The sequence below is a fragment of the Lysobacter brunescens genome (assembly GCF_042677005.1).
In the GTDB taxonomy this organism is placed as follows: domain Bacteria; phylum Pseudomonadota; class Gammaproteobacteria; order Xanthomonadales; family Xanthomonadaceae; genus Lysobacter_I; species Lysobacter_I brunescens.
Map to the genome: position 1 here is coordinate 2,530,971 of NZ_JBHTIF010000001.1, position 24,710 is coordinate 2,555,680.

Below are 24,710 nucleotides of genomic sequence, written 5' to 3' on the forward strand. Positions count from 1 at the left end.
AGGGGGAAAGGGGATAGAGGAGGTCAGGCGGCCGCAGCGAGCGGCGTGTCCGTCCGGGCAGGCGCGACGATCATCGCATCGTCGCTCCCGGCGTCATGCTGCGCGTGGCCGTGCACGTGGTTCCTGCCGATCGGCGCGGCGCCGAACCAGTGCAGGCGCGCGGCGAGCCCGGCGACTTCGCCGACGAACAGCAGGGCGGGTGAACGCACATCGTGGGTACGGGCGGTCTCGGGCAGGGTGTCGAGCGTGGCCAGCACCACGCGCTGGTCCGGCCGCGATCCGTTCTCGACCAGCGCGCAGGGCGTCGACGCCGCGCGGCCGTGCGCCAGCAGGCGTGCTCGCACGCGTTCCAGCCCGGCGACGCCCATGTAGAACGCCAGCGTCTGGCCCTCGCGGGCGAAGCCGGCCCAGTCGAGTTCGTCGTTCTCGGCCTTGCTGTGCGCGGTGACGAAGCGCACCGACTGCGCATGGTCGCGATGGGTCAGCGGGATGCCGGCGTACGCGGCGCAGGCGAGGGCAGCGGTGATGCCGGGCACGACTTCGTAGTCGATGCCGTGGTCGCGCAGGTATTCGATCTCTTCGCCGCCGCGCCCGAACACGAAGGCGTCGCCGCCCTTGAGGCGCACTACGCGTTTGCCGGCCAGGGCGTGTTCGAGCATCAGCGCGTGGATCTTGTCCTGCGGCACGTGGTGATGGCCGGCTTCTTTGCCGACCTCGATGCGCTCGGCATCGCGGCGGGCGAGGTCCAGCACCTCGGCGCTGACCAGGCGGTCGTGGAGGATGACGTCTGCTTCGTTGAGCAGGCGCAGGCCGCGCAGGGTGAGCAGGCCTGCGTCGCCCGGGCCGGCGCCGACCAGGGCGACGCGTCCGGTCCGCTTCGCGGTATCGGCCTGTTCGATCCGTGCCAGCAGCGCGCGCTCGGCGCCGTCGTGGTCGCCGCGACGCAGCAGCGACGGGATCTCGCTGGTCATCACGCCATCGAAGAACCGCCGCCGCGCGCCGGTGTCGGCGATCCGGCTGCGGATGCGCCTCCGATGGCGGACCAGCAGCGTCCCGAGCGTGCCGATGGATTCATCGATCTCGGTTTCCAGACGTTCGCGCAGGTGGCGGGCCAGCATCGGCGCGCCGCCGCCGCTGGAGATGGCGATCTGCAGCGGGCCGCGTTCGACGCGGGCCGGCACCTGGAAGCTGCACAGCGGCGCGTCGTCGACCACGTTCACCCACAGGCGCCGGGCCTCGGCGGCCACGGCCACGGCGCGGTTCACCTCGGCATCGTCGGTGGCGGCCACCGCCAGCCAGGCGTCGTCGAGCCAGGCCGGCTGGAAGCGGCCGTCGAGGTGTTCGATCGCGCCTGTGGCGGACATCGCCTCGATTTCGGGTATCAGCTCCGGAGCGCCGACCCTCACCCGTGCACCGGTGGGCAGCAGCGCCGTGATCTTGCGCAGGGCCACCGCGCCTCCGCCGACCACCAGCACGATGCGACCGCGCAGGTCGAGGAAGGCCGGGAACAGCGGGGGAGGCTGGAAGTCCGGGGCCTCGCCGGCCGCCATGCACGGCGTCGCGTCCGCAGGGGCGGCAGGCGGCGCAACGGGCGTGGTGTGGGCAAGGGCGGGCATGGCCGGGTCCGGATCTGGGAGCAGGCAGTCCAACGTAAATCCGCGACCGGGACGCCGGAAATGACCGCCCTGACTTGCTATATAAGAATTTGGAATGTGCGATGACAGTTTTATTTCTATAAGTTATCAGAATTAAATCTCTTGATCCGCATGAAGAGATTAGATTTCAGGGCATCATTTGGGGTGCCCCGTTTCCCGTCCTTTCGCTCTCGCTTCCGGAAAGACCGTCATGACCCTTGTTCAACTGCGCTACTTCGTCGCAATTGCCGATGCGGGCTTCAACATCACCTCGGCGGCCGAACACGTCCACGCCACCCAGCCCGGGCTGTCGAAGCAACTCAAGCAACTGGAGGACGAGCTGGGTTTCCTGCTGTTCGTCCGCAAGGGAAGGAGCCTGGAAGAGCTCACCCCGGCCGGCGCGCAGGTGCTGGCCCATGCCCGCAAGATCCTGCTGGAAGCCTCGAACATCCGCGCCTTCGCCGCCAACCAGCGTCGTGACGGTCACGGCCAGCTGCTGATCGCCACCACCCACACCCAGGCCCGCTTCGTCCTGCCGCCGGTCATCTCGCAGGTCCACCAGGCCTATCCGCGGCTGAGCATCCATCTGCAGCCCAGCGCCGACGGCGACGTGCTGTCGCAGCTGGCGCGCGGCGAGGCCGACCTGGCCCTGATCAGCACCGCCGGGGACGTGCCGGCCGACGGCGTGGCCATCCCGCTGTTCCGCTGGCGCCGCGTCGTGCTGATGCAGCGCTCGCACCCGCTGGCGCAGAGCGGTGCGCGGCCGACCCTGGCCGACCTCGCCGGCTACCCGCTGGTCAGCTACGAATCCTCGATCCGCCCGGACTCCTCGCTGCGCCGCGCCTTCGCGACACGCGGGCTGGAGCCGCAGTTGGCGATGACCGCGCGCGACGCCGACCTGATCAAGACCTATGTGCGCGCCGGCATCGGCGTCGGCCTGCTCGCCGAAATGGCGGTCAGCGCGATCCAGGATTCCGACCTCGTCGCCTTCCCGGCGCCCGATGCGATCCCCGAGTGCACCGCCTGGGCCGTGCTGCCGCGCGAACGGGTGCTGCGCGACTACACCGTCGAATTGCTTGTCTCGCTCGCGCCGCAGCTCGATCGCCACGACCTGCGCCGGATCCTCGCCGGCAACCAGGCCGCGACCTGGCCGGCGCCGCCGACTTGGACTGACCTCAGCCAGGTGATCACCAACTGACGTCCGCTGCCCCGCCGGTCGGCTCTTCCCCCGCGCGCGGGGAAGGTCGTGATGGGGCGCCGGACGCGTGCGATCAGTCTCCCGCGCCTCGGAACGTCAGCACCTCGCCATCCTCGGGAATCCGCAGGCGGTCGCCGATGCCTGCGCGGCGTGCGGCCTCCGCCAGGCCGGCGCGGGTTTCCGGGCAATGGCCCAGGGCTTCGAGATGGTTGGCGATGACGATGCCGGGCGCGATGCGGCACAGCGCGACGACCTCGTCGATGCCCATGATGATCTCGCCGCCCACGTCGAATTTCGCGCCACCCGCCGGCACGACGCTCACATCCGGACGATGGCGCGTCACGAACGCCTCCACGGCCGGTGTCAGCACGGTGTCGCCGCTGAGATAGAGGCTGGGTTCGCCCGGCAGTTCGATCAGGTAGCCGACACCGTGCGCCATGAATCGACCGACCAGGCCGCGCCCGTGCGTGCAGCGCACGGTGCGGATGCGGCCGCCGAGGAAGGGCGATGGCTGCGCGTGGTCGGCCGGCAGCGGCCGGGCGTCCAGCCCGCGTGCGCGCAGGTGCGCAGCGTCCTCGGGCGAACAGACCACCGGAATGTTCCGCTCGCGCAGCCAGCGCTTCGCGGCGCGGTCGAGGTGGTCGAAATGCCCTTTCTGGCAATGCGTGATGAGGGCGTGGGTGACGCCGTCGAGGGCGGCATCGGTGCCGGCGGGCAGGTCGACCAGCGGATTGCGCTGGCGTCCGCCCAGGCCGGGACCGCCGAGGATCCGCAGCGGCGGCAGGGTGCCGCGTGGCGCCAGCATCGGATCGACCAGGATGCGGTGCGATCCGAGGGTGACGATGATCGTCGCGTTGCGCAGGTGCTGGATCTGCATGGGCCAGGCCTCGAAAGGGTGCCGGCATTGTCCGGAGGCGGGCCGGGCGCCCACAATGTCTGGAATGGACACCATTCATTCAAATATGGACGCGCCAACGACGTTGCGGATCGGCCTGCTGCTGTATCCCGACTGCCTGCCCACGGGCCTGTTCGCGTTCGCCGACCTGCTGCACGCGGCCAACCGGCGAACCGGTCGCTGCCTGTTCGACGCCCGCTTCGTGATGATCGGCGGCGATGCGGGCCGCGAGGCTGCGCCGGCCGCGCATGGCCTGCGTCTGGAGGGAATGGCGGCTTTCGAGGCGGATCGGTTCGATGCCGTCCTCGTGCCGGGATTCTGGGCGGAATCCCCAGGGCAGGTGAGTGCCGCGATCGAACGCCAGTCCGCGCTCGTCGACGCGCTGGCTGCCTGTCCGCCTCGCCTGTCCTGCTGGGCCTACTGCACCGGCGTGGCCTGGCTGGCGGCGAGCGGTCGCCTCGACGGCGAGCCGGCCACGACGACATGGTGGCTGGCGGACACGATGCAGGCGCGCTATCCGGGCGTGGCCTGGCGCTGCGAGCAGGACCTGGTCTCGACGTCGCGATCGATGACGGCCGGCGGCGTCAACGGCCACCATGCGATCGCGCAGACTGTCGTCGAGCGGCACCTGCCGCCTGCGCTGTTCCGCGACCTGGCCCGGATGATGGTCCTCCCTCGACCGGTGCAGCCGCATCCGGCGTTCCGCGCGATGAGCCTGATCGAACAGCGCAGCGGCCTGCTGCGGCGTCTGCACGCGCTGGTGGAGGCGACGCCCGCAGAGCGGCTGACGGCGGCGGCCCTGGCCGAGCCGCTGGCGATGTCCGAACGCACCCTGTCGAGGAAGGTTCTGCGTGAAACCGGCATGGCGGTGGCCGCGCATGCGCGCCGGGTGAAGCTCAATCAGGTGAGCGAGCGGTTGCTGCTGACGCGTGCGTCGGTCAGCCGCATCGCGATGGACCTGGGATTCAGCAGCGAATCGAATCTCGGCCGCATGTTCAAGGCGGCGACGGGCCTGTCTCCGCAGGCGTACCGGCGCGAATTCGCGCAGCGCTGATGTCCGCGCGGGGGCGGCGGCCTCAGGCGCTCTTCGCCAGCGACTCCGTGCCCCAGTCCTCGTGCAGGCCGCATTCGCGCTTGAGGCCGAAGAAGCGGGTGTCTTCCTCACTCATGCCGGCTTCCAGCGGGCGCGTGGTGTGGGTGTCGCCGATCGAGACGTAGCCTTCGTGCCACAGCGGGTGGTAGGGCAGGCCGTTCGATTCGAGGTATTTCCAGACGTCGTAGTCGCTCCAGTCGACGATCGGCTGCAGCTTCCAGCGGTTGTCGCGCAGTTCCAGGAAACCGGCGCCGGCGCGCGAGCTGGACTGGCTGCGACGCAGGCCGGCGATCCAGGTGCGCACATCGAGTTCGCGCAGCGCGCGCTGCATCGGTTCGACCTTGCGGATCTGGTTGTAGTGCTTCAGGCCTTCCAGGCCCTGTTCCCAGAGCTTGCCGTGGCGCGCTTCCATCCACGCGATGCCGACCTGCGGCCGATAGACATGCAGGTTGAGCTTGAGGCGCTCGGTCAGTTCGTCGATGAAGCGGTAGGTTTCCGGGAACAGGTAACCCGTGTCGACCACGATCACCGGGATGTCCGGCTTCACCTGTGTCGTCATGTGCAGGGCCACGGCGGCCTGCGCGCCGAAGCTCGACGACAGTGCGTGGTTGCCGGCGAGGTGCTCCAGCGCCCATTCGACGCGCTCGGGTGCGCTGCGCGCGCCCAGCCAGCGGTTGAGTTCGGCGAGCGCCTGCGGCGACTCGGCGGCGGTGACGGGGTCGGGCAGGCTCATGCGACCAACTCCAATGGCAGCGTCCTGCTGCCGCTCACGTCGACGGCGACGACGCCGGCGCGGACCAGGAAATCGCCGAAACGTTCGCTGGCGCCGCGCTCGGCGGCGTAGCGCGCGAACAGCGGGTCGAGGGTCGCCAGGATTGCGGCCTCGTCGATGTTCTCGCGATACAGCGTGTTCAGGCGCTGGCCGCGATGGTCGGCGCCGATCATCAGGTTGTAGCGGCCCGGTGCCTTGCCGACCAGCGCGATCTCGCCCAGATACGGACGCGAGCAGCCGTTCGGGCAGCCGCTGAGGCGGATGTGCAGGTCGGCGCCGTCGAGGCCGTGCGTCGACAGCAGGGCTTCGATGCGATCAACGAACGCCGGCAGGTAGCGCTCGGCTTCGGCCATCGCCAGGCCGCAGGTCGGCAGCGCGACGCAGGCCAGTGCGGCCTTGCGCGCCGGAGACGCGGCCGTGTGCGTGTCGAGCGCGTATTCGCGGACCAGCGCATCGATCGCGTCGCGCTGCGAGGCGTCGAGGTTGGCGATCAGCAGGTTCTGGTTCGCGGTCAGGCGGAACTCGCTACGGCCGCCGGCTTCGTCGAGCAGCGCGGCGATCCTGCGCAGGCCGGTCAGGTGTTCGACGCCGTCCCGGTCCCAGATGCGGCCGGCGATGATCCGCAGCGTGAGATGCCACAGGCCGTCATCGCCCTGGCTCCAGCCGAACTGGTCGGCGTTGTGGTCGAAGGCGTAGGCGCGGGCGGGGCCGAACGCGATGCCGGCGCGCTTCGCGACTTCGTCGCGGAAGTTCTCCAGGCCGTGGTCGTCGATCGTGTACTTCAGGCGCGCGCGCTTGCGCACCGCGCGGTTGCCCCAGTCGCGCTGCGTCGTGACGACGGCTTCGCCGACTGCGATCACCTGGTCGGGCGTGATGAAGCCGATCACGTTCGCAAGGCGCGGGTAGGTTTCAGGGTCGCCATGGGTCGCGCCCATGCCGCCGCCGACGCTGACGTTGTAGCCGGCGAGTTTTCCGTTCTCGATGATCGCGATGTAGCCGAGATCCTGCGCGAACACGTCGACATCGTTGCTCGGCGGCACCGCAAAGCCGATCTTGAACTTGCGCGGCAGGTAGACGGCGCCGTAGATCGGCTCCTCTTCCTCGCCGCTGCCGGCGACCTTCTCTTCGTCCAACCAGATTTCGTAGTAGGCGCGGCTGTTCGGCAGCAGGTGCTTCGACAGCGCCTCGGCCTGCGCCTGCACCTGCGTGTGCACGGCGGAGAGATAGGGGTTCGCGGCGACCGCGATGTTGCGGTTGACGTCGCCGCAGGCGGCGAGGGTGTCGATCAGCGCGGCGTTGATCGCCTGCATCGTCGCCTTGAGCTCGCCCTTGATCACGCCGTGGTACTGGAAGGCCTGGCGCGTGGTCACGCGCAGGCCGCGTTCGGCATAGGTCGTCGCGATGGCGTCGAGCTTCAGCCACTGCGCGGGCGTGACCACGCCGCCCGGGGTGCGGGTGCGGATCATGAACGAATACGCCGGCTCCAGTTTCTGCCGGCGGCGCTCGTCGCGGATGTCGCGGTCGTCCTGCTGGTAGCTGCCGTGGTACTTGATCAGGGTCTGGTCGTCCTCGGCCAGCGCACCGGTGATCTGGTTGCCCAGCGATTCGACCAGCGTGCCGCGCAGGCGACCGCTCTGCCGTTTGATGTCTTCGACGGAGTGAGCGGCCATATCAGTACACGTCCCGGGCGTAGCGACCCTGCGTCTGCAGGGTATTGAGGTAGTCGTTGGCGTCTTCGGCGGACTTGCCGCCCTGCACCGCGATGATGTCCAGCAGTGCGGCGTGCACGTCCTTGGACATGCGCGTGGCGTCGCCGCAGACGTAGAGGTGCGCGCCGTTCTCCAGCCACGCGTAGAGTTCGCGCGCCTGTTCGCGCAGGCGGTGCTGCACGTAGACCTTGCTGGCCTGGTCGCGCGAGAACGCGAGGTCGAGCCGGTGCAGCGCGCCGCGCTTCAGTGCGTCCTGCCACTCGACCTGGTAGAGGAAGTCCTCGCGGGCGTGCGGGTTGCCGAAGAACAGCCAGTTGCGGCCGGTCGCCGCGACGGCCTCGCGTTCCTGCACGAAGGCGCGGAACGGCGCGACGCCGGTGCCCGGGCCGATCATGATGATGTCCTTGGCTCCGTCGGCGGGCAGGCGGAAGCGCTCGTTGTGCTCGATGTACACCTGCACCTGCGCGCCTTCCTCGCGGGCGGCGAGGAAATGCGAGGCCGCGCCCCAGCGGGTCGCGTCGCCTCGGGCGTACTCGACATGGGCAACGGTCAGGTGCGCTTCGTCGCCGACGGCCTTGCGGCTCGACGCGATCGAATACAGGCGCGGCTGCAGCGGACGCAGGGCTTCGACCAGCGCCTCGGCAGTCCAGGCGCCCGGATGGTCGTGCAGCAGGTCGATGATCTGCGCATCGGCCATGAGGGCGGTCAGCGCTTCGCGCTGGTCGGGTGCGAGCAGGCGGTTCAGCGCGTCGCTGCCGGCGTGCGCGGCGTGGGTGGCGACGAACGGACGGCTCAGGCGGGTGATCTCGCGGCGCTTGCCCAGCCAATCGCGCAGGGGCAGGGTGTCCGTGCCCATGGTGACCGGCGCGGCGGCATCGAGGCCGAGTTCGGCGACGATCGCTTCGACCAAAGCCGGCGGGTTCTCGATGACCACGCCCAGCGCGTCGCCCGGTTCGTAGTCCAGGCCGGCGCCTTCCAGCGACAGCTCGATGTGGCGGATGTCCTTGTCCGAACCGCGACCGGTGATGCGCTGGTTGGTCAGCAGCTCGGCGACGAACGGGCGTTCGCGGGTCCAGGCGACCGGGGCGGCGAGGTGCGGGCGCAGCGGGGTGACCGTGGCCAGCGGGGCGCTGCGCGCCTTGAGCGCCTCCTTGCCTTCGGCCAGGACCTGCGCGACCCAGGGCGTGGCCACGGTGTCGATGTCGAGGTCGGCATCGGCGCGGGCCACCCAGCGCTGGGCGCCCAGGGCTTCGAGGCGGGCGTCGATGCGCTGGCCGATGGCGCAGAACTGCGGATAGCTGGAGTCGCCCAGGCCGAGGACGGTGTAGCGCAGGCTGGGCAGCTTCGGCGCGCGCTTGCCGTCGAGGAATTCGACCAGCGCGCGGGCGTCGTCCGGCGGGTCGCCGTCGCCCTGGGTGCTGATCACGATCGCAAGATAATGCTCGTCCTTGAGCTCCCGAGTCGGATACGCATCGGCGCGCAGCAGGCGCACCGGAAGGCCTTCGGCCTCGAATTTCGCGGCCAGGGCTTCGGCCAAGCGCTTCGCATTGCCGGTCTGGCTGCCATAGACCACGGTCAGGCGCTCGCGCGGCTGCGCGGCGGCGTCGGCCTGACCGGCCACCGGCGCCAGCGGCACCAGGCCGCCCTGCGCGCGTGCAAGCCCGGCCGCATAGCCCGACAGCCACCACAGGCCAGCGCTGTCCAGGCCCTCGGCGAGGCGGGCGATCTGGGCGAAAGGCTCCACCGACAGCGGCGGCTGCGCGAGCGTGGACAGGGCGACGGTGGCGGGGGCGGAGGACATGGCGGGAACCTGGGGCTGCCCGGGATGGGGGTCCGGGGGATGGACCCAGCCTATGTCCCTGTATTTCAAGCAGGAAAGGATCGGTCGTTATTCGCTTATGCCGGCGCGCACTTTCGACGCAGGGAGGGTTTATCGATACTGGAAAGCCTTCAGCGGCTCCTCCCCACATGGAACTGCCCCCCGATTTCCTCCTGTTCATCGCGATCGGTTTCGCTGCGCAACTCGTCGATGGCGCGCTGGGCATGGCCTATGGTGTGACCGCATCCACGCTTCTGCTGGGCTTCGGCGTGCCGCCGGCGGTCAGCAGCGCGACCGTGCATGCCGCCGAGTGCTTCACCACCGGCACCTCGGCGATCTCGCACCACGCGTTCGGCAACATCGACCGCAAGCTGTTCCGGCGGCTGCTCCTGCCCGGGGTGCTGGGCGCGGGCATCGGTGCGTACCTGCTGACCGCGATCGACGGCGACGCCCTCAAGCCCTGGATCGCGGGCTACCTGCTGCTGATGGGCGTGATCATCCTGTTCAAGGCCTTCAAGGAGCTGGTGCCGCGCGAAGTCACCTCGCACGTCTCCACGGTCGGCTTCATCGGCGCCTTCCTCGACGCCATCGGGGGCGGCGGCTGGGGCCCGATCGTGGCCACCAACCTGATCGCCCGCGGGCACGAGCTGCGCCTCACCGTGGGCAGCGTGAACGCGGTGGAATTCTTCGTCACCCTGACGGCGTCGATCGTCTTCCTGGTCACGATGGGCTTCAGCCACATCGGCATCGTGGTCGGCCTGGCCATCGGCGGCGTGCTGGCTGCCCCGCTGGGCGCCTGGCTGATCCGCTTCGTCAAACCCCGCGTGCTCATGCCCTTCGTCGGCCTGCTGGTGATTGGCCTGAGCCTGCGGACCCTGTACAAGACCTTCGCCGGGTAAGCCATCGATCGTTCGTCCTCCCCGGCCCCGCCACACCTGGTTCCCCTGTCGAGAGTCCATGTCCATTCCCGCCCTCAGTCATCTCGATCGGCTCGAAGCCGAGAGCATCCACATCCTCCGCGAGGTCGCGGCCGAGTTCCGCAACCCGGTCATGCTGTATTCGATCGGCAAGGACAGTTCCGTGCTGCTGCACCTGCTGCAGAAGGCGTTCGCGCCGGGCCGGTCGCCCATCCCGCTCATGCACATCGATACGGGCTGGAAGTTCCGCGAGATGATCGACTTCCGCAACCGCCGCGCCGAAGAAACGGGTATCGAGCTGCGCGTGCACACCAATCCGGAAGGCGTGGCGATGGGCATGAACCCGATCACCTTCGGCGCCACCGTGCATACCGACGTGATGAAGACCCAGGCGCTGAAGCAGGCCCTGGACCTGCACTGCTTCGATGCCGCGATCGGCGGCGCGCGCCGCGACGAAGAGAAGTCCCGCGCCAAGGAACGCGTGTTCTCGTTCCGCACCGCGCAGCATCGCTGGGATCCGAAGAACCAGCGCCCGGAGCTGTGGAACCTCTACAACACCCGCATCCACAAGGGCGAATCGGTGCGCGTCTTCCCGATTTCCAACTGGACCGAACTGGACGTGTGGCTGTACATCTTCCGCGAGAAGATCCCCGTGCCCTCGCTGTATTTCGCCCAGGAGCGCCCGGTGGTCGAGCGCGACGGCGCATTGATCATGGTCGACGACGACCGTCTGCCGCTGCACGCGGGCGAGACCCCGGCGATGAGGCGCGTGCGCTTCCGCACCCTCGGCTGCTACCCGCTGACCGGCGCGATCGAATCCGAGGCCGACACGCTGGAGAAGATCATCGCCGAGATGCTCGTCGCCACCACCTCCGAACGCCAGGGGCGTGTGATCGACCACGATCCCTCCGCCTCGATGGAGAAGAAGAAGCAGGAGGGCTATTTCTGATGAACGCCGAACTCCAGACCCCGGAAACCGCCGTGCAGGACGCCGTCGCCGCCGTCGCCAGCTATCTCGAACAGCACGAACACAAGCAGCTGCTGCGCTTCATCACCTGCGGCAGCGTCGACGACGGCAAGAGCACGCTGATCGGTCGACTGCTGCACGACACCAAGCTGCTGCTCGACGACCAGCTCGCCGCGCTCGAAGCCGACAGCCGCCGCCACGGCACGCAGAACGGCCAGATCGATTTCGCGCTGCTCGTCGACGGCCTGCAGGCCGAGCGGGAGCAGGGCATCACGATCGATGTCGCCTACCGTTTCTTCAGCACCGACCAGCGCAAGTTCATCGTCGCCGACTGTCCCGGCCACGAGCAGTACACGCGCAACATGGCCACCGGCGCATCCACTGCCGACCTCGCCATCGTGCTGGTCGACGCGCGCAAGGGCCTGCTGACCCAGACGCGCCGGCACAGCTACATCGTCTCGCTGCTGGGCATCCGCCACGTGGTGCTGGCGGTGAACAAGATGGACCTCGTCGACCACGACGAATCCGTGTTCGCGCGCATCGCCGAGGACTACCGCGCGCTGGCCGCGCAGCTCGGCATCGCCAACGTCACCGCGATCCCGCTGTCCGCGCTCAACGGCGACAACATGCTCGAGCGTTCGGCGCGCATGCCCTGGTACGCCGGCCCGACGCTGCTCGAACACCTGGAAACGGTGGATGCGTCGCACGCGCGCAAGGACCTCGGCCTGCGCATGCCGGTGCAGTGGGTCTGCCGGCCCGACCAGAACTTCCGCGGTTTCGCCGGCACCCTCGTGTCCGGCGCGGCGCGGGTGGGCGACGAGATCGTCGCGCTGCCGTCCGGACGTCGCTCGAAGATCGCGCGCATCGTCACCGGCGACGGCGACCTGGAGGTCGCGATCGTCGGCCAGGCGGTCACGCTGACCCTGGAAGACGAGATCGACATCAGCCGTGGCGACGTGATCGCCGCCGGTGGCGCACCGGCGCAGGTCGCCGACCAGTTCGCCGCGCACGTGCTGTGGATGGGCGAGCAGGCGCTGCTGCCGGGCCGGCCGTACTGGCTGAAGATCGGCGCGCGCACGGTCGGCGCCTCGGTCACCGAGATCAAGCACCGCGTCGACGTGAACACGCAGGACCACCTGGCCGCGAAGCACCTCGAACTCAACGAGGTCGGCTACTGCAACCTGCACCTCGACCAGCCTGTGGCCTTCGAGGCCTACGCCGACAGCCGCGAGCTCGGCGCCTTCATCCTGATCGACCGCCAGACCAACGGCACGGTCGCCGCCGGCACCCTCGATTTCGCGCTGCGCCGCGCCGCCAACATCCACTGGCAGCACCTCGAAGTGGACAAGGCCGCCCGTGCCCGCAGCCTCGGCCAGTCGCCGCGCTGCGTGTGGTTCACCGGCCTCTCGGGCTCCGGCAAGTCGACGGTGGCCAACCTGGTCGAGAAGCGCCTCGCCGCGCTCGGCCTGCACACCTACATCCTCGACGGCGACAACGTCCGCCACGGCCTCAACAAGGACCTGGGCTTCAGCGAAGAGGACCGCGTCGAGAACATTCGCCGCGTCGCCGAGGTGTCGAAGCTGATGGTCGATGCCGGCCTGATCGTGCTGGTCAGCTTCATCTCGCCCTTCCGCGCCGAGCGACAGATGGCGCGCGAGCTGTTCGAGGGCGACGAGTTCGTCGAAGTCTTCGTCGACACGCCGCTGGCGGTCGCCGAGGGCCGCGATGTGAAGGGCCTCTACGCCAAGGCCCGCGCCGGCAAGATCCCGAACTTCACCGGCATCGATTCGCCCTATGAAGCCCCGGAATCGCCGGAACTGCGGCTGGATACGGTCGCCCACTCGCCGGAAGCCCTCGCGGAGGCGGTGGTGCAGCGGATCCTGGGGCAGGGCTGACCCGCGAACCGGGCAGGGCGGTGCCCTTGCCCGGTCCTGTCGGCTGGCCACCGGCCCATCGATGCGTCCATCGATGCGCCCATCAACCAGCCCATCAATATGAAGGCCCGGTTTTCACCGGGCCTTCTGTCGTTCCGGAACCTTGTTCGAGCGCGCCGTCAGGACGGGGCGCTCAGTTCCGGAGCTGCACGGGCGACGCCTTGGACCGCGGCGCGACGCGCGCCGGCGGCTCGTGTTCCTGTTCGCAGGTGATCCGCAGCGGCTGCGGTGTGCGGATGCCGAAATGGACATGGTCGTCGCAGTCGGACGCCAGCGGCACGGCATCGCCGGGAATCCAGACTTCGACCTCGATGCCGTCGATGCGGAAGCGCCGCACGCCGAGCAGGGAGAAGAGATAGGCCTGGGCGCCGCTCGGCAGCACGATCGGCTGCAGGCAGGCGCCATCGAAATGCAGGCGGCTGCCGGCGGGCCCTATGACACCGAGGGTGACGCGGTCCTGCAGGCGGCGCTGCAGCGTGACATGGATGTCGTCACCGATGCGGACCGTCCCCCCGATCCGGCAAGTCATCACCACCACTCTGCACCTCTCCTGTGAAGACAGCGACCATGCCTGGCCTTTCCGTCGGTCCCGGTTCGATCCGCCCGATGCGCGCGGCTGCGCGCTGGCGTGACCGATGTCGCCGATCGGCGACCTTGCGCCGATCCCGGAACCGCCCCTTGTCCCGCGGTTACCCCATTCGGAATCGAAGTTAGCACAATTGACATGCCTGTCAATCGAGGGCGGATCATGCGAACCTGTCGCCCGGAAGTCGGGTAGGCAGGCCCATGGACAAGTACGCACAAGCCCTCATGCAGGCGATGGACGAAACCGGCACCAGCAACACGCGGGTGGCGGAAGTCGCGCGGGTCGGCCGCAACAATGTCGCGCACTGGCGCGTCGGGCGGCGCCCCATCCCCGCCGAGCACGCCCCGGCCATCGCCGCCCTGCTGGGCGTCGCGCCCGAGCGCATCAGTCGCGCCTACGACCAGATGCTCCGCGTCGAATCCGCCCAGCAGGTCATGGCCCTCCAGGGCCTGCGCTCCGGGGCGACGCCCGACGCGCATGTGGCGATCGAGCGCCTGGACGGCTTTGCCCGTGCCGACATGCCCGTGCGCATCTGGCTGCCCGAATTCGTCGTCCGTCGGGAACTGGGGCCGACACCGGTCCAGCACGTCCGATGGGCGGTGCAGCTGTCCCGCGCCATGGAACCGGACATCCGCCGCAATGCCCTGGTGCTGGTCGACACCAGCATGACCCGGCACGAGGACGTGGTCGACGGTGGCCTCTATGCCTACACCCTCTGGGGGCGTCCGGACATCCGCCGAGTCCTGCCCCGGCGCGACGGCTGGCTGCTCGTCGGGCAGGACCCGGGGGTCGATCGCGTCCACGTGCCCGTGTCCGAGTTAACGGATCTGCGGATCCTCGGCGCGGTCGTCGGCGCGCTCTGACCGGGGCGACGCGTCGAATCGTTTGACGGGCCCCTCAATTTGTGCAAATTAAGCCCGATACGAACAACCAGAAGAGGCGTGTGCGGATCGTCCCGGTGAGGGTTCGCAGGAACATGCAATGGAAGATGCGAAGTGGAAAAGCATCGCCAAAGGATTGGCATTTTCGGTGGTCTACTGCTTTGCGTATCTCGCGGCTTGGTTCAGTTCGCTTGACCAGTGGTTCCTTCCCGCGGGAATTCGCATCGCCGGCCTGCTGCTTCTGCCGATCCGCTATTGGCCGTACCTCTTCATCGGCGACATCGCCGCGCTCGGCCTGCTGCGCGTGCCGCGCGCGCCCGTCGATGGCGCACTGTGGGCCTATGCCAGCCCCTTCCTGCTGATTTCCATGATCGCCATGGTGCCTGCCGTGCTGCACAGGCGCCTGTCCACCCTCGTCGCGCAGGTGCGATGGCTGCCGTTCTCGGCGCTGCTGCTCGCCCTGTGGGGCGCCGCCAGCAACGCGATCGTGAACTTCCTCCTGTCCGGGCCGCCGGTGATGGCCTCGCTCGAAGGCTTCCTCCGCGTCTCCGTCGGCTACCACCTGGGCATCACGATCGTGCTGCTGCCTTGCCTGCTGTGGATGACGCGGCAGGTGTCCTGGTTCGCGACCCGAGGCTTCCGTCGCAACGCTGCGATCGCTGCCGGGGTCGTCGTCACCCTGTATCTGGTCCTCCATGTCGCCCAGGACCTGGCCGTGGGCATCCGCCAGGGCCTGCTCATGCTCATGATCACGCCTGCAGTGGGGCTCACGCTGCTGCATGGCTGGCGCGGCGCGGCGTTCGGGACCTGGATCGGCAACCTCGCGGTCGGCGCGATCCTGCCCAACTTCGGCTTCGAGGGCGGCCACGATTCCGGCGTGTTCATCGCGCAGCAGGCGCTGGTGATCACGGCGACGGCGGTGCTCGCCATCGGCTGGTCGATGACCCGGCACCACCAGAACGCCAGCCAGTCCGGTGTCGCCGAGGAGGAAGCCAGGCGGCTCGCGCGCACCAGCTTCGACACGACCGAGCACATCCTGCGCGAACAGCTGCTCTACATGGCGCAGATGCAGTTGATGCTCGACGGCGAACGCAAGATGCTCGCCGACTGGCTGAAAAGCCAGGGACGCTTCGAGGATGCGATGAACCTCAACAGCAGCGGCATGGTGCATCGCCAGGCGTTCGACGAGCAGGCGATGGCCCTCTATCCGATCCAGCTCGAAGAGGGTGGCCTGTTCAAGGCCGTGCACAACCAGGCGTTCAGCGACTTCTGGGCCGGCGATGCCCATGTCAGCTATGGCTTCCGGGGGCCGGTGAAGACGCTGTCCACCGGTCTGCAGCTCACGGCGTATCGCTGCATCTGCCATGCGATGGCGCTGCTGTCGGACTACAACCCGGACGAGTACCGCATCAACATGCGTGCCTGGAGCGCCAGTCGATCCCGCGGCATCGTGCTGCACGTCGGTGTGGTGCCCACGTCGCAGCAGGAAACCTCGCATGCGGGGGAAACCGCGCAGATGCTGCTCAATGCGCGGATCAAGGCCCATGGCGGCCTGCTGCGCCGCCATGGGCACCAGCTCTCGATCCTGCTGACCGAAGCCGGCACGGGCCACTGAGCCCGGATCAGTAGGTCGACGTCGGCCTGCGAATCCACCAGCGCTGGCGGATGCCGTCCTCGTACACCACCACTTCCACATCGGGACCGAGATAGACCGTCGTCGGTGTTCCGGCGGGTGCGGTCGTGCCATCGACCACGACGTGATCCGCATCGGAGCCGATCGGCAAGACCCAGAACGTGTCCTCGATGCGACCGACGGCAGTGCGTACCACGCCTGCGCTGTCGTTGATCTGCAGATAACGGATGCCATCGCGTTCGAACTGGTAGACCTGCCATGGCGAATTCGGTGCGAGATCGGTGGAAGGCGGATTCGTCTGGCCGAGTCCGTTCGAGGGAACGGGTTCGCCGACGCCACCGCTGGGACAGCATGCACTCGCAGGCGAAATCGCCAGCCACGATCCAAACAAGGCCAGGATCGAATATGCCAGTGCGCGACTGTGTTGAATCAACATGGGCTACTCCTTGGATATATTTCGATAAACCATTTGCTGTCGGCTCCCCTGCGCTGGTTACGCCAACGATTCCGTGCCCGCAGGGCGGATCCTCGGGCAAACCGACGTTAACATCCGGGATTGCTTCGTGGTTGGGATTACGATGTCGTCTCGACCGGCGGGTCGGTTCGGCGAGGGACGGCAGGCGAATTACCGGACATTCGTTCCGGTTTGCGGCATGCGCACAGCGCTGCCGCGCTTGAATCAAGCGTTTGGATCACGCGTTTTTCGTATACCGCAGGCGACGTGCGCGAGCCATCGCGGCGCCCGTGACGATTTTCCGTGCGGGGGAAACGCTGGTCGATCCGGGTCGTGCCGGATTTTTGCCGGAGCGAGTGCGGTCGATATTCGCCCTGGAAACGTGACGGCCGAGTTCCGTGACTGCGCTGTCATCGGCGCGTGCGTGCTGAGCGCACACGATCCACGTATCGCTGGCGCGATTCCGGTCTTCCTGCAATCTGTTCCGATGCGTTCGGTCGCCATGCGGGACGATGGCGTCCCGCATGGCGACGACGGCTCGACAGGCCTCAGCAGCAGCCGTGCTCGCCGTGATGATGACCGCCTGCCACGGCAGCGACACCGGTGGTTTCGCCGCGCTGGCTGGCGTTGCGATGCGCGGCGATCACCTGCGACACGCAGGCGGTGACGCGCTTGCCCATCGGGATGTCGAGGAATTCGTTCGGTCCGTGCGCGTTCGACTGCGGACCGAGCACGCCGGTGATCATGAACTGCGCGCCCGGGAATTTCTCGCCCAGCATGCCCATGAAAGGAATCGTGCCGCCTTCACCCATGTACATCGCCGGCTTGCCGAAGAAGGTCTGGCTGGCGCTGTCGATCGCCTGTTCCAGCCACGGACTGAGCGTCGGTGCGTTCCAGCCGGTGGAATCCTTTTCCAGATGCAGCGAGACCTGCGCGCCGTAGGGCGGATCGCGCAGCAGCGTGTCGGTCAGCAGTTGCCCGGCGTGCTTGCCGTCGAGCGTGGGCGGCAGGCGCAGGCTCAGTTTCACGGCGGTGAACGGGCGGAGCACGTTGCCTGCGGACGACAGCGGCGGCATGCCGTCCACGCCGGTCACCGACAGCGCAGGGCGCCAGGTGCGGTTGAGCACGAGTTCGGTCAATTCGTCGTGCATCGGCGTCATGCCCGGCAGGAACGAGAACTTGTCGTAGACCGCCGTGCCCAGCACTTCGGCGCAGGTCTTCGCCTGGGCGAGACGATCGGCCGGAATCTCCACCTGCATGCCTTCGATCAGGATGCGCCCTGTCTTCTCGTCCTCGATGCGCGACAGCAACTGGCGGAGGATGCGGAAGCTCGACGGCACGATGCCGGAGGCGTCGCCGGAGTGCACGCCTTCGTCCAGCACCTTCACGGTGAGGTTGCCGCCGGCCAGGCCGCGCAACGACGTGGTGCACCACAGTTGTTCGTAGTTGCCGCAGCCCGAATCCAGGCAGACCACCAGCGAAGGCTTGCCGATGCGCGGCGCGAGATGGTCGACGTAGGCGGGCAGGTCGTAGCTGCCGGATTCCTCGCAGGCTTCGATCATCACCACGCAGCGCGCATGCGGAATCCCCTGTTCGCGCAGCGCGAGGATCGACGTGAGCGAACCATAGATGGCGTAGCCGTCGTCGGCGCCGCCGCGACCGTAGAGGCGGTCGCCCTTGATCACCGGCGTCCACGGGCCGAGGTCGTCGTCCCAGCCGGTCATTTCCGGCTGCTTGTCGAGATGGCCGTAGAGCAGGATGCAGTCGTCGCCGGTGCCGGCATCGGCGCTGGCCGGGATGTCGATGAAGATCAGCGGCGTGCGGCCGTCCAGGCGCACCACCTCGACCTGCATGCCCGGCACGTCCTGGGCGCGCGCCCATGTCGTCATCAGCTCGACCGCCGCATCCATGTGGCCGTGCGCGGCCCAGTCCTTGTCGAACATCGGCGACTTGTTGGGAATGCGGATGTATTCGACCAGCTGCGGAACGATTTCCTCGTCCCATTTGCGGCCAACGAAATGTTCGATGCGACTGATGTCCATGCGGCGGGTCCGGCGGCGGAAAAAGACTCCATGGATTCTACGCGGCTTGGCGGGGGTCGGGTTTTTCCGACACGGGCGAGGGGATTTTCCGCAGCCCACGGCGGGTGGTCCGGCGATGGGGGCGGATGGCCCGGATCCGGAGACTGTCCCTGTCGACGCGATGCAGCGGATGCCACGAAACACCGGCCGCTGCAGACGCGGGACGAACCCAAACCCTTCAATCGATCCAACCCATCCAAAGGAAAAACACCATGAACCTGTTCAACACCGCCCGCATCCTCGCCACCGCCGCCCTGTCGCTGGGCCTGAGCCTGGGCGCCCTCGCCGCCGAGAAGGTCAACATCAACAGCGCCGATGCCGCCACGCTCGACCGCGTGCTGGTCAACGTCGGCCCGGCCAAGGCCGAGGCGATCGTGGCCTACCGCAAGCAGAACGGGCCGTTCCGCAGCGCCGAACAGCTTGCCCAGGTCGATGGCATCGGCCTGAAGACGGTCGAGCGCAACCGCGAGCTGATCATGGTCGGTGGCGCGGCGCCTGCGGCACGTCCCGCAGCGGCGGCCGGCAAGGCACCGGCGGTGGTGGCGGCCCCGAAGAAGCGCTGATCGCCCACTGTCGCGACTCGAACGGGGTCGGGTTCACTTCGCAGGGAGTGAACCCGGCCCCGTTTGGATGACCGCGTTTGGATACACTCCGCCGCATCGATCCCGGAGCCCCCATGACACAGCCCCGCCTGATTCCAGCCAACGAGTATCGCCGCGAGCGCTGGCGCAATGGTTTCGGCTGGACGCGGGAGATCCTGCGCTGGCCGGAGGGTGGCGACGATTGGGATTGGCGGCTGTCGATCGCCGAGATCGAACAGGACGGCCCGTTCTCCGCGTTTCCGGGCGTCGAGCGCGAACTGGTCCTGCTCCACGGCCATGGGGTACGCCTGCATTTCGACGACGGCGAAGTGCGCGAAGTCCTGCCGCCCCATGGCCGCGTCCGTTTCGCCGGCGAGCGTTCCGCCCGCGGCGAGCTCGTCGACGGGCTCACCCACGATTTCAACCTGATGTGGCGTCGTGATCGCATCGACGCCGAGGTGTGGCATCGCCCGCTCGTGGGTTCGATGGTGCTGTTCGTCGAACCCGGGGAGCGCTGGGTCGTGCACGTGCTGTCGGGGCATGCGCATGCCACCGGCAGCGACGCCCGCTGCGATGCCGCCGCCAGCGACACCCTGCTGTTTCCGACCGGCTCGACGCGCGCGCGCTACGCGCTGGATGGTGGCGGCGAAGTGCTGGTGATCCGCCTGCGCACGCGCGGAGACTGACGCCATCGATTGATGCGATCGATCGGGTGCGCGAGCTTTGCGTGTCGATGGCGATGCCGCAAGTCCGTGCGTGCTTCCCGGCGAACGCAGCGTTCCCCGGCGAATTGATCGTGATCAAGGTCGGGAAAAGAGGGCGGCCATAACCTGCGCCACCCTTTCCTTCCAAGGACGACCGCCATGGGTTTCGTTCTCTTCGAGTCCGGCCAGCATCGTTGCGTGGCCTACAGCGATCTGGTGCGCGGCGACGACGGCGTGCAGGCCAACCAGTTCCTCATCAAGCACGGCGACGCCTCGGCGCTGATGGACCCGGGCGGCGCGCTGCTCTACAACCCGCTGGTGCTGGCCTTGGGGCGCGATGTGCGTCCGCACGAGATCGGCCTGATCCTGTGCTCGCACCAGGACCCCGACATCATCGGCGCGATCGACAAGTGGCTTCTGTACACCAAGGCCACCGTGGTCTGCTCGAAGCTCTGGGGGCGGTTCGTGCCCCACCTCGTGCCGCACTACATGGAGAACGCGGGCCGTGAGCGCTACCTCCTGGTCGACGACGAGGGCGCGCGCATTCCGCTGGGCGACGCGCACCTCGTCGCCCTGCCGGCGCACTTCCTGCATTCGGTGGGCAACCTGTCGTTCTACGACCCGACCAGTCGCATCCTGTTCTCGGGCGATGTTTGCTCCGGCCTCGTCCCTAGCGGGCGCGAATACGCCTTCGTCGAGGATTTCGAGGCCTACCGGCCTTGCATGGAGGGCTTCCACCGCCGTTACATGGCCAGCAACCGCGTGCTCCGGCTGTGGGTGGACATGGTCCGCGACCTCGCGCCGGAGATGATCGTGCCGCAGCACGGCATGCCATTCCGCGGTGAGGCGATGACGCAGATGCTGGACTGGCTGTCGCGCCTGGATTGCGGCATCGACCTGCTCGGGCCGATGCACTATCGCCACCAGGTCACCCGCGAGGCGACCCCGGCGCATTACTGAGCAGGCCTGTGCCCGACCGACGAGGCGGGCCGTCGACGCCGGCCTGGCGTCCCAATCGATGCCTTTCACCCTGACACCCGGCCTCCGCTGCCGGGTGTCTTCGTTTGTGCGGATGGTCGCCGTGCCGAGCCGGGGTGGTGTATCGGGCGGGGCAGGGTAGGTCGGAAGTCACTTGCATTTCGGAATCGTCACGCGTAACGTCACACGTCACAGTTTCGCCGCCCACGAGCCCATGCCTGATCGTCCGCCCTCGCCACCGTCGCCCCAGGCCCTGCGCCAGGCGCGGTTCCGTGAGCGGCTGAAGGATCGGGGCCTGAAACCGGTGACGCTGCACGTGCGCCCCCAGTACCACTCGCTGCTGAAATCGCTGGAAAAGCGCATGCAGCGCGACAACACCCCTCCCTCCCTCCTGATCGCGGAGATCGACAGCACCATGTCCACCCCCCTGGCCCAAACGACGTCGGCCCCTTCGGCCGTCGCTCCCCATGCTGCATGGACCGCGCGCCCGCTGTTCGACGCGCTGCAGCCGTACCTGACGCGTTACGGGATGACCGCCGAGCTGATCGACGGGGCGGAGCCGACGATCCACATCGTGGTCGACGATGACGGCGAACTGGATGTGACCATGGCCGTCTCGGGCGAGCAGATCTTCGTCAGCGTGCCGCTGGTGACCGCCGACGACGTCGCCGACATCCCCGGCCTCAACGACGCCTGCCTGCGCATGAATCCGATCAATCCGCTGTCCAACCTGGGCATCGTCCGCCAGGCCGACGGCCGCGACGTGTACATCGTGTTCGGCGAGCTGTCGTCGCGTTCGCCGGTGGTGAACGTGCTGGAGGAAATCCGCGTGCTGGCCGACAACGCGCTGGAGGCCGCCGAAGCCATCGCCCCGTTCCTCGGCGCGCATGCGCCGCTGGCCGCCATGTCCGTGGCGCAGGGGGGCTGACCGATGGCGATCCTCAGCAAGCTGTTCACCCTGTTCCGCGGCACCGCCACCGAGGCCGGCCAGGCCGTGGTCGACGCCAATGCGCTGCGCATCCTCGACCAGGAAACCCGGGACGCGCAGGATGCCCTCAACCGTTCGCGCGACGACCTCGCCAAGCTGATGGCACAGCGCAAGCTGAAGGCCGATGCCGCCGAGGCCAACCGCCGCAAGCTCGGCGAATACGAAGGCTACATGCAGGTCGCGCTGCAGAAGAACGACGAAGCCCTGCAGCTGGAAGTCGCGCAGCGCATCGCCGATCTCGAAGCGAAGCTCGGCGAGGACGGCAAGGTCATCGTCGAGTACGACGCATCGATCGAGAAGCTGCGTGCCGCGGTGGTGCAGGGCGAACGCGGCCTGGAACGGCTGCGCGCGCAGATCGACACCGTGCGTGCGACCGAATCGGTGCAGCGCGCGCAGGCGACGATCGCCGCCCGCCACTCCGGCACCAACGCGAAGATGCGCACCGCGCTGGACAGCCTCGAGCGCATCAAGCAGCGCCAGGCCGAAACCGGCGCGCGCATCGAAGCGGCCGATCAGCTGCAGGCCGACAGCGGCGACGACGGTCTGAAGCGCCGCCTGTTCGGCGAGAACGCGGGCGCCGAGGCGGTGCTGGCCCGCTACCGCAAGCCGCAGCAGGCCGCGCTGCCGGCGCCGGAGGCTGCGCCGCTGCAGCTGCCCGGCACCGTCGACCGCATCGCCGAGTAACGTGCGGTGATGCTGTTCCGGCTGCTGCGCTCCTTGCGCAAGCATGCGTCGACGCTCAGCTGGAGCGCGCTCGCGTGCGCCATCGCCGTCCACTTCCTCGTGTCGTGGATGGCGATGGTCTGGCTGGGCGAGGACAAGCTGTCCTCGCCCGAAATCTTTCCCTATTTCTACGCGACCGTCGCGTTCACCGTCGGCTTCGGCGATTTCAGCCCGTCCACCACAGCAGGTCGCGTGTTCGCGGCGCTGTGGCTGATGCCGGGCGGCATCGCCCTGCTGGCCTCGATGATTGGCAAGACGTCCTCCGTGCTGGCCGATCGCTGGCAGCGCGGACTGCATGGCAAGAGGAACTATCCGAAAATGGAAGGACATACCCTGCTGGTCGGCTGGAACGGGCACGAATCGCAGCGGATCATCGATCTGCTGCGCCAGGAGCCAGGCGGCACCGTGCACGAGATCGTCATCGTCGATGCGATGCTCGACGCCAACCCCCGTCCGGACCATGCGCGCTTCGTGAAGGTCGGCTCGTTGGCCGATCCCTCGGAATACGCGCGTGCCGGTGCCGTTGGTGCAAGGCGCATCATCATCGACGCACCGACCGACGAGCAGACCCTGGCGGCTGCACTCGCGCTGCGCGCGGCGGGCGCGGCTGCGCACATCGTCGCGCACTTCGATCGCGAGGAATCGGCGACGCTGCTCAAGCGCCATCATGCCGACGTGGAATGCACGACACCGGTCCAGGCCGAGCTGATCGTCCGTGCCTCGCAGGACATCGGTGCATCGCGGGTCGCGCTGGAGATGCTGTCGATCGCCGATGGCGCGACCCAGTACAGCCTGGTCCTGCCCGGCAGTGCGCCGGCGCGTCGATACGACGATTACCTCTCGCTGCTGCGCACGCGCCATCGCTCGACCCTGCTCGGCTACGCGACGCCCGACGCGCCGCTGACCGCCATCCTCAACGCCGACGACGATGCGGTCGTGCCGCCCGGTGCGACGCTGTTCTACCTGGCCAGCCGGCGCGTCGATGCGCATGCCCTGCTGCATGCGGCTGGAGTGCAGGCCGGATGAGCCTTTTCGATCTGTTCCGCAAGCCTGCGGTGCGGGCGCCGTCGGCGCCTGCCTATCCGCTGGGTCTGCGCCTGAAGGCCGGCGTCGAGATCGACGCGCTGCCGTTCCGCATGGCCGCGGACCGCCTGCTGTTCCAGCCGCCGACCGGCGCGCAGTTCGTCGAACGCATCGGGCGAATTCGTCTCAGCGAAGGCGCGACCGAGATCTTCCGCTTCTATCTCACCGACGATGCCTTCCTGCAGGTGATCCAGAGCGCGGGCGTGATCGAGGCCATCGGCTATTTCGTGTTCCACGACACCATCACCCCGGACAACGCGGCCGCGTTCCGCACCTGGACGCAGTCCGGCAGCCGCATCGGTGCGCCGACCTTCGTCGTGGGCGAGCATCGCTACGAACGGCAGTGGGGCGAGGACGAGGCGCAGTGGGCGCCGCCCGTGGCGATGGACGAGGCCGTGTACGGCGCCGACCCGACGCGACCGGAATTCGACCTGACGCACTACGCGATGCTCTATGCGCGCGATGCCGACGTGCCGTCCGGTCGCGAGCATCTGCTGATCAGTGCCGAGGACTACGGCCCTAACGAATTCTGCGTGGTCATCTCGGTCGGCGTGCCGCTGAGCCAGGCCGATCTGCGCATCACCTGACGCGGCAGCGCCTGTCGCAGGCGCCGCCGCTCGCCATCGATCATTCCATCCATTGCATTCCCGAAGGAGCCGTACGCCATGCCCGAACAATTCGCCCTCTCTCTGTCCGGCCTGCCGGCCTTCCTCGCCTATTTCGGCGCATCGATCGGCATGCTGGTCGTCTTCATGCTGGTCTACGTGCGCCTGACCCCGCATCGCGAGTTCGCGCTGATCCAGGCCAACAACGTCGCCGCCACGCTCGCGTTCGGCGGTGCGCTGCTCGGCTTCATCCTGCCGCTGGCCTCGGCCATGGCCAACTCCGTGAGCCTGGTGGACTTCGTGCTCTGGGGTGGCGTCGCCTTCATCGTCCAGGTGCTGGCCTACTTCGCAAACCGTCTGGTGATCCGCGATCTGTCCACGCGCATTTCCTCGGGCGAAATCGCCGCAGGCGCGTTCGCCGGCATCGTCTCGCTCGGCGTCGGCATCCTCAATGCCGCGTCCATGATCTACTGAG

At 68.2% G+C, this 24,710-nt stretch carries 23 protein-coding genes; 15 read left to right on the forward strand and 8 right to left on the reverse strand.

Annotation, left to right across the window (positions count from 1 at the left end):
* Positions 1-23: 23 nt before the first annotated feature.
* The gene (gene cysG, locus ACFQ0E_RS11265; RefSeq protein WP_386824122.1) at positions 24-1,550 is read right to left on the reverse strand and encodes a siroheme synthase CysG; all 1,527 of its coding nucleotides are present in this window, start codon (positions 1,548-1,550) and stop codon (positions 24-26) included.
* 295 nt (positions 1,551-1,845) lie between these two features.
* On the opposite strand from cysG, the gene ACFQ0E_RS11270 reads away from it, so the two are divergent.
* Positions 1,846-2,832, forward strand: coding sequence for a LysR family transcriptional regulator (locus ACFQ0E_RS11270; RefSeq protein WP_137852966.1), 987 nt, complete (start codon positions 1,846-1,848; stop codon positions 2,830-2,832).
* Between the two features lie 73 nt (positions 2,833-2,905).
* Here ACFQ0E_RS11270 and ACFQ0E_RS11275 read toward each other — a convergent pair whose 3' ends face one another.
* Positions 2,906-3,709 (reverse strand): MBL fold metallo-hydrolase, encoded by an 804-nt coding sequence (locus tag ACFQ0E_RS11275; RefSeq protein WP_386823727.1) that lies wholly within the window; start codon positions 3,707-3,709, stop codon positions 2,906-2,908.
* Between ACFQ0E_RS11275 and ACFQ0E_RS11280 the strand changes: the two genes are divergently transcribed.
* Positions 3,708-4,781 (forward strand): GlxA family transcriptional regulator, encoded by a 1,074-nt coding sequence (locus ACFQ0E_RS11280; protein ID WP_386823728.1) that lies wholly within the window; start codon positions 3,708-3,710, stop codon positions 4,779-4,781. The genes ACFQ0E_RS11275 and ACFQ0E_RS11280 overlap by 2 nt on opposite strands.
* Before the next feature lie 22 nt (positions 4,782-4,803).
* Here ACFQ0E_RS11280 and ACFQ0E_RS11285 read toward each other — a convergent pair whose 3' ends face one another.
* Genes ACFQ0E_RS11285 through ACFQ0E_RS11295 form a run of 3 tightly spaced genes read right to left on the reverse strand, consistent with a single transcriptional unit; the run spans position 4,804 to position 9,102 of the window.
* Entirely contained in the window at positions 4,804-5,553 is a 750-nt protein-coding gene (locus ACFQ0E_RS11285; protein ID WP_386823729.1) for a phosphoadenylyl-sulfate reductase, read from the reverse strand.
* Positions 5,550-7,262: an assimilatory sulfite reductase (NADPH) hemoprotein subunit gene (gene cysI, locus ACFQ0E_RS11290; protein ID WP_386823730.1), complete on the reverse strand. Its 1,713-nt coding sequence runs from the start codon at positions 7,260-7,262 to the stop codon at positions 5,550-5,552. Before cysI ends, ACFQ0E_RS11285 begins: the two co-directional genes overlap by 4 nt.
* Position 7,263: 1 nt before the next feature.
* Positions 7,264-9,102, reverse strand: a complete 1,839-nt coding sequence (locus ACFQ0E_RS11295) for an assimilatory sulfite reductase (NADPH) flavoprotein subunit (RefSeq protein WP_386823731.1) — start codon at positions 9,100-9,102, stop codon at positions 7,264-7,266.
* A 167-nt stretch (positions 9,103-9,269) separates the two neighbouring features.
* Here ACFQ0E_RS11295 and ACFQ0E_RS11300 point away from each other — a divergent pair, with 167 nt between their 5' ends.
* The 3 genes from ACFQ0E_RS11300 to cysN are packed head-to-tail and all read left to right on the forward strand — an operon-like array spanning position 9,270 to position 12,899.
* Positions 9,270-10,019, forward strand: coding sequence for a sulfite exporter TauE/SafE family protein (locus ACFQ0E_RS11300; protein ID WP_386823732.1), 750 nt, complete (start codon positions 9,270-9,272; stop codon positions 10,017-10,019).
* A 58-nt stretch (positions 10,020-10,077) separates the two neighbouring features.
* Positions 10,078-10,986 (forward strand): sulfate adenylyltransferase subunit CysD, encoded by a 909-nt coding sequence (cysD, locus tag ACFQ0E_RS11305; RefSeq protein ID WP_386823733.1) that lies wholly within the window; start codon positions 10,078-10,080, stop codon positions 10,984-10,986.
* Complete coding sequence (cysN, locus tag ACFQ0E_RS11310; RefSeq protein ID WP_386823734.1) at positions 10,986-12,899, forward strand: sulfate adenylyltransferase subunit CysN; 1,914 nt, start codon at positions 10,986-10,988, stop codon at positions 12,897-12,899. The genes cysD and cysN overlap by 1 nt, the downstream gene beginning before the upstream one ends.
* 172 nt (positions 12,900-13,071) lie before the next feature.
* On the opposite strand, the gene ACFQ0E_RS11315 is transcribed toward cysN, so the two are convergent.
* The gene (locus ACFQ0E_RS11315; RefSeq protein WP_386823735.1) at positions 13,072-13,467 is read right to left on the reverse strand and encodes a hypothetical protein; all 396 of its coding nucleotides are present in this window, start codon (positions 13,465-13,467) and stop codon (positions 13,072-13,074) included.
* Positions 13,468-13,757: 290 nt separating this feature from the next.
* Here ACFQ0E_RS11315 and ACFQ0E_RS11320 point away from each other — a divergent pair, with 290 nt between their 5' ends.
* Together ACFQ0E_RS11320 and ACFQ0E_RS11325 are read left to right on the forward strand one after the other, a co-directional pair.
* On the forward strand, positions 13,758-14,387 hold the full coding sequence (locus ACFQ0E_RS11320; RefSeq protein WP_386823736.1) for a LexA family transcriptional regulator: 630 nt from the start codon (positions 13,758-13,760) through the stop codon (positions 14,385-14,387).
* 118 nt (positions 14,388-14,505) lie between these two features.
* Complete coding sequence (locus ACFQ0E_RS11325; protein ID WP_386823737.1) at positions 14,506-16,020, forward strand: MASE1 domain-containing protein; 1,515 nt, start codon at positions 14,506-14,508, stop codon at positions 16,018-16,020.
* Positions 16,021-16,027: 7 nt separating this feature from the next.
* On the opposite strand, the gene ACFQ0E_RS11330 is transcribed toward ACFQ0E_RS11325, so the two are convergent.
* Both ACFQ0E_RS11330 and ACFQ0E_RS11335 read right to left on the reverse strand, forming a co-directional pair.
* Positions 16,028-16,474, reverse strand: a complete 447-nt coding sequence (locus tag ACFQ0E_RS11330; RefSeq protein WP_386823738.1) for a hypothetical protein — start codon at positions 16,472-16,474, stop codon at positions 16,028-16,030.
* Between the two features lie 566 nt (positions 16,475-17,040).
* Positions 17,041-18,534, reverse strand: a complete 1,494-nt coding sequence (locus ACFQ0E_RS11335; RefSeq protein ID WP_386823739.1) for a M20 family metallopeptidase — start codon at positions 18,532-18,534, stop codon at positions 17,041-17,043.
* Between the two features lie 251 nt (positions 18,535-18,785).
* On the opposite strand from ACFQ0E_RS11335, the gene ACFQ0E_RS11340 reads away from it, so the two are divergent.
* From ACFQ0E_RS11340 to ACFQ0E_RS11375, 8 genes are all read left to right on the forward strand, one after another.
* Positions 18,786-19,136, forward strand: coding sequence for a ComEA family DNA-binding protein (locus ACFQ0E_RS11340; RefSeq protein WP_386823740.1), 351 nt, complete (start codon positions 18,786-18,788; stop codon positions 19,134-19,136).
* A 113-nt stretch (positions 19,137-19,249) separates the two neighbouring features.
* Positions 19,250-19,840: a HutD/Ves family protein gene (locus tag ACFQ0E_RS11345; RefSeq protein ID WP_386823741.1), complete on the forward strand. Its 591-nt coding sequence runs from the start codon at positions 19,250-19,252 to the stop codon at positions 19,838-19,840.
* Between the two features lie 177 nt (positions 19,841-20,017).
* Positions 20,018-20,818 carry an MBL fold metallo-hydrolase gene (locus ACFQ0E_RS11350; protein WP_386823742.1) on the forward strand — a complete coding sequence of 267 codons (801 nt, stop codon included), beginning with the start codon at positions 20,018-20,020 and terminating at the stop codon, positions 20,816-20,818.
* Between the two features lie 232 nt (positions 20,819-21,050).
* Complete coding sequence (locus tag ACFQ0E_RS11355) at positions 21,051-21,764, forward strand: YjfI family protein (protein WP_386823743.1); 714 nt, start codon at positions 21,051-21,053, stop codon at positions 21,762-21,764.
* A 3-nt stretch (positions 21,765-21,767) separates the two neighbouring features.
* Entirely contained in the window at positions 21,768-22,508 is a 741-nt protein-coding gene (locus tag ACFQ0E_RS11360; protein WP_386823744.1) for a PspA/IM30 family protein, read from the forward strand.
* A 33-nt stretch (positions 22,509-22,541) separates the two neighbouring features.
* Positions 22,542-23,573, forward strand: a complete 1,032-nt coding sequence (locus ACFQ0E_RS11365; RefSeq protein WP_386823745.1) for a potassium channel family protein — start codon at positions 22,542-22,544, stop codon at positions 23,571-23,573.
* Positions 23,570-24,217 carry a DUF2491 family protein gene (locus tag ACFQ0E_RS11370; RefSeq protein ID WP_386823746.1) on the forward strand — a complete coding sequence of 216 codons (648 nt, stop codon included), beginning with the start codon at positions 23,570-23,572 and terminating at the stop codon, positions 24,215-24,217. Before ACFQ0E_RS11365 ends, ACFQ0E_RS11370 begins: the two co-directional genes overlap by 4 nt.
* Before the next feature lie 78 nt (positions 24,218-24,295).
* Complete coding sequence (locus tag ACFQ0E_RS11375) at positions 24,296-24,709, forward strand: DUF350 domain-containing protein (protein ID WP_386823747.1); 414 nt, start codon at positions 24,296-24,298, stop codon at positions 24,707-24,709.
* The last annotated feature ends 1 nt before the right edge of the window (position 24,710 follow it).